The sequence below is a fragment of the Corynebacterium sp. AOP12-C2-36 genome (assembly GCF_052379185.1).
Taxonomy (GTDB): Bacteria; Actinomycetota; Actinomycetes; order Mycobacteriales; family Mycobacteriaceae; genus Corynebacterium.
Genome location: NZ_JBQSYJ010000046.1, coordinates 1 through 5211, shown reverse-complemented (window position 1 = coordinate 5211; position 5211 = coordinate 1). Strand labels below are relative to the sequence as shown.

Below are 5211 nucleotides of genomic sequence, written 5' to 3'. Positions count from 1 at the left end.
GTGTGCGTGTGTTGTTTGAGAACTCAATAGCGTAACAAACCAAGCAATTTTTGTCGCACCGGTTGTGTGGCGCGGTGGTTTGGAATGGTACCGGCAAGCGTGATTGCTTGTTAAATATCGTTCTTTTCTTATTGTGCTGCTGATTGGTGTTGACGGTTGTCGGTTCCGCCACCCCCGTGGTGGGATCGATGTTGACATTTTTTGTCAGTAGTTCAGTATTTTTTTATTTTGCCAGTATGTTCAGGCTTTTTATAGAGCTGATATGCTTTTATGGAGAGTTTGATCCTGGCTCAGGACGAACGCTGGCGGCGTGCTTAACACATGCAAGTCGAACGGAAAGGCCCTGCTTGCAGGGTACTCGAGTGGCGAACGGGTGAGTAACACGTGGGTGATCTGCCCTGCACTTCGGGATAAGCCTGGGAAACTGGGTCTAATACCGGATAGTACCATCGTTTAGTGTCGGTGGTGGAAAGTTTTTCGGTGCAGGATGAGCCCGCGGCCTATCAGCTTGTTGGTGGGGTAATGGCCTACCAAGGCGTCGACGGGTAGCCGGCCTGAGAGGGTGGACGGCCACATTGGGACTGAGACACGGCCCAGACTCCTACGGGAGGCAGCAGTGGGGAATATTGCACAATGGGCGCAAGCCTGATGCAGCGACGCCGCGTGGGGGATGAAGGCCTTCGGGTTGTAAACTCCTTTCAACCATGACGAAGCGAGAGTGACGGTAGTGGTAGAAGAAGCACCGGCTAACTACGTGCCAGCAGCCGCGGTAATACGTAGGGTGCGAGCGTTGTCCGGAATTACTGGGCGTAAAGAGCTCGTAGGTGGTTTGTCACGTCGTCTGTGAAATTCCGGGGCTTAACTCCGGGCGTGCAGGCGATACGGGCATAACTTGAGTACTGTAGGGGAGACTGGAATTCCTGGTGTAGCGGTGAAATGCGCAGATATCAGGAGGAACACCGATGGCGAAGGCAGGTCTCTGGGCAGTTACTGACGCTGAGGAGCGAAAGCATGGGTAGCGAACAGGATTAGATACCCTGGTAGTCCATGCCGTAAACGGTGGGCGCTAGGTGTGGGGGTCTTCCACGACTTCCGTGCCGTAGCTAACGCATTAAGCGCCCCGCCTGGGGAGTACGGCCGCAAGGCTAAAACTCAAAGGAATTGACGGGGGCCCGCACAAGCGGCGGAGCATGTGGATTAATTCGATGCAACGCGAAGAACCTTACCTGGGTTTGACATATGCAGGATCGGCACAGAGATGTGTTTTCCCTTGTGGTCTGTATACAGGTGGTGCATGGTTGTCGTCAGCTCGTGTCGTGAGATGTTGGGTTAAGTCCCGCAACGAGCGCAACCCTTGTCTTGTGTTGCCAGCACGTAATGGTGGGGACTCGCGAGAGACTGCCGGGGTTAACTCGGAGGAAGGTGGGGATGACGTCAAATCATCATGCCCCTTATGTCCAGGGCTTCACACATGCTACAATGGTCGGTACAGTGGGTTGCGATGCCGTGAGGCGGAGCTAATCCCGTAAAGCCGGTCTCAGTTCGGATTGGAGTCTGCAACTCGACTCCATGAAGTCGGAGTCGCTAGTAATCGCAGATCAGCAACGCTGCGGTGAATACGTTCCCGGGCCTTGTACACACCGCCCGTCACGTCATGAAAGTTGGTAACACCCGAAGCCAGTGGCCCAAACTCGTTAGGGAGCTGTCGAAGGTGGGATCGGCGATTGGGACGAAGTCGTAACAAGGTAGCCGTACCGGAAGGTGCGGCTGGATCACCTCCTTTCTAAGGAGCTTTTTGGTTGCAGGCCTTTGGGCTCACCGTGTGGTGAGTCATTGCGTAGTCTGCTTTTGAATCCGGGTGGAGATCATGTCTGGATCATCGTTTGTTTAGTCGCATGGCTTTATGTGGTGTGGCAGGGGTTGTTTGGTTTTGTTGCGGTGTTGGGTGTCTGGAGCAGCATGCTCCTTTTGTGGGCGCTTGATGGTGGTGCTGTCGTGCTTGTGTGTGCGGTGGTTGCTGTTTCGGGTGTCGTGTTGTTTGAGAACTGTATAGTGGACGCGAGTATCTTCTTTATTTTATGCAATTTTTGTAGAGTCATCTTTTTGTTTTAGTGTTGTCTGTTAAGGGCGCACGGTGGATGCCTTGGCACAATGAGCCGATGAAGGACGTGAGAGGCTGCGAAATGCCTCGGGGAGTTGCCAACTGAGCGTTGATCCGAGGATGTCCGAATGGGGAAACCCGGCCGTGGTTATGCACGGTCACCCACCTGTGAATGTATAGCTGGTGTGGAGGGAACGCGGGGAAGTGAAACATCTCAGTACCCGTAGGAGAAGAAAACAATAGTGATTCCGAGAGTAGCGGCGAGCGAAATCGGATGGTGGCTAAACTTCATGTGTGTGATACCTGACAGGGGTTGCATGTGGGGTGTTGTGGGGTCTTGTGTGGTGGGTCTGTCAGCCTGCCGCCTGTGCGCGTGGTGTTAGCGGAAGTGGTTTGGAATGGCCTGCCGTAGACGGTGAGAGTCCGGTACGTGAAAGCATCGTGTGTGTGGGTTGCGAGTGTCCCCGAGTAGCAGCGGGCTCGTGGAATCTGCTGTGAATCTGCCGGGACCACCCGGTAAGCCTGAATACTTGTTGTGACCGATAGCGGATTAGTACCGTGAGGGAATGGTGAAAAGTACCCCGGGAGGGGAGTGAAATAGTACCTGAAACCGTGTGCCTACAATCCGTCAGAGCCTCCTTGTGGGGTGATGGCGTGCCTTTTGAAGAATGAGCCTGCGAGTCAGCGGCACGTCGCGAGGTTAACCCGTGTGGGGTAGCCGTAGCGAAAGCGAATACTAACTAGTGTGTTGTTAGTGGCGTGTCCTGGACCCGAAGCGGGGTGATCTACCCATGGCCAGTGTGAAGCGACGGTAAGACGTCGTGGAGGCGCGAACCCACTTAGGTTGAAAACTGAGGGGATGAGTTGTGGGTAGGGGTGAAAGGCCAATCAAACTCCGTGATAGCTGGTTCTCCCCGAAATGCATTTAGGTGCAGCGTCGTGTGTTTCTTGCCGGAGGTAGAGCTACTGGTTGGTTTAGCGGGACTACCATCTTAGCGACATCAGCCAAACTCCGAATGCCGGTAAGTGAGAGCGCGGCAGTGAGACTGCGGGGGATAAGCTTCGTGGTCGAGAGGGAAACAGCCCAGATCGCCGGCTAAGGCCCCTAAGGGTGTACTAAGTGGAAAAGGATGTGGGATCGCGAAGACAGCCAGGAGGTTGGCTTAGAAGCAGCCATCCTTGAAAGAGTGCGTAATAGCTCACTGGTCGAGTGGTTCTGCGCCGACAATGTAGTGGGGCTCAAGTACACCGCCGAAGCCGCGGAACTCACACTTGTGTGTGGGTTGGTAGGGGAGCGTCGTGTAGCGAGTGAAGGTGCGGGGTGACCCAGTGCTGGACGCTATGCGAGTGAGAATGCAGGCATGAGTAGCGAATGATGAGTGAGAACCTCATCCGCCGGATGACCAAGGGTTCCTGGGTCAAGTTAATCTTCCCAGGGTGAGTCGGGGCCTAAGGCGAGGCCGACAGGCGTAGTCGATGGATAACGGGTTGATATTCCCGTACCCGTGTGTGTGCGACCATGGTGAATCAGCGATACTAACCGCCCTGAAGCACGGTGTGGGTCACTTTGTGGCTCTCGTTGTGTGGATGCGTGGGACCTGAGCTGGTAGTAGCCAAGTGATGGGGTGACGCAGGAAGGTAGCCGAGCCACTTATTGGATTGTGGTGTAAGCGTGTGGCCCGAGCCCCAGGTAAATCCGGGGTTCATTATGGGTGAGGCGTGATGCGTACCCGTTTGCGGGGATGTCGGTGATCCTATGCTGTCGAGAAAAGCCTCTAGCGATGTGCACATTCGGCCCGTACCCCAAACCGACACAGGTGGTCAGGTAGAGAATACTAAGGCGATCGGGTGAACTGTGGTTAAGGAACTCGGCAAAATGCCCCCGTAACTTCGGGAGAAGGGGGGCCCGTGCTGGTGATCGATCTTTACGGTTGTGAGCTGGTGTGGGTCGCAGAGGATAGAGGGAAGCGACTGTTTACTAAAAACACAGGTCCGTGCGAAGACGCTAAGTCGATGTATACGGACTGACGCCTGCCCGGTGCTGGAAGGTTAAGAGGACCTGTTAGGACTTCGGTTCGAAGCGGAGAATTTAAGCCCCAGTAAACGGCGGTGGTAACTATAACCATCCTAAGGTAGCGAAATTCCTTGTCGGGTAAGTTCCGACCTGCACGAATGGCGTAACGACTTCCCTGCTGTCTCAACCACAGGCCCGGCGAAATTGCAGTACGAGTAAAGATGCTCGTTACGCGCGGCAGGACGAAAAGACCCCGGGACCTTCACTATAGCTTGGTATTGGTGTTCGGTTCGGTTTGTGTAGGATAGGTGGGAGACTGTGAAGCGGCCACGCTAGTGGTTGTGGAGTCGTTGTTGAAATACCACTCTGATCGTGCTGGACATCTGAACCTCGGCCCATGATCTGGGTTAGGGACAGTGCCTGGTGGGTAGTTTAACTGGGGCGGTTGCCTCCCAAAGAGTAACGGAGGCGCCCAAAGGTTCCCTCAGCCTGGTTGGTAATCAGGTGTTGAGTGTAAGTGCACAAGGGAGCTTGACTGTGAGACTGACAGGTCGAGCAGGTACGAAAGTAGGGACTAGTGATCCGGCACCGGCTTGTGGAAGCGGTGTCGCTCAACGGATAAAAGGTACCCCGGGGATAACAGGCTGATCTTCCCCAAGAGTCCATATCGACGGGATGGTTTGGCACCTCGATGTCGGCTCGTCGCATCCTGGGGCTGGAGTTGGTCCCAAGGGTTGGGCTGTTCGCCCATTAAAGCGGCACGCGAGCTGGGTTTAGAACGTCGTGAGACAGTTCGGTCTCTATCCGCCGTGCGCGTTGAAACTTGAGAAAGGCTGACCCTAGTACGAGAGGACCGGGTTGGACATACCTCTGGTGGGCCAGTTGTCACGCCCGTGGCATGGCTGGTTGGCTACGTATGGGAGGGATAACCGCTGAAAGCATCTAAGCGGGAAGCCTGTTTCGAGATGAGGTTTCGTTTGAGGTTCCCTGTAGACTACGGGGTTGATAGGCCGGATCTGGACAGCATGTGAGTGTTGGAGGTGACCGGTACTAATTGACCGAGGATAACATTAGTTAACGAGTGATTCTGCTGTGT

2 rRNA genes are annotated in these 5211 nt (G+C 54.7%); both read left to right on the top strand.

Features of this window, described 5'->3' with window-relative positions:
• Positions 1-267: 267 nt before the first annotated feature.
• Positions 268-1783, top strand: a 16S ribosomal RNA gene (locus tag ACT3UN_RS16285).
• 328 nt (positions 1784-2111) lie between these two features.
• A 23S ribosomal RNA gene (locus ACT3UN_RS16280) occupies positions 2112-5188 on the top strand.
• The 16S and 23S rRNA genes sit together here, the layout of an rRNA operon.
• Positions 5189-5211 lie beyond the last annotated feature (23 nt).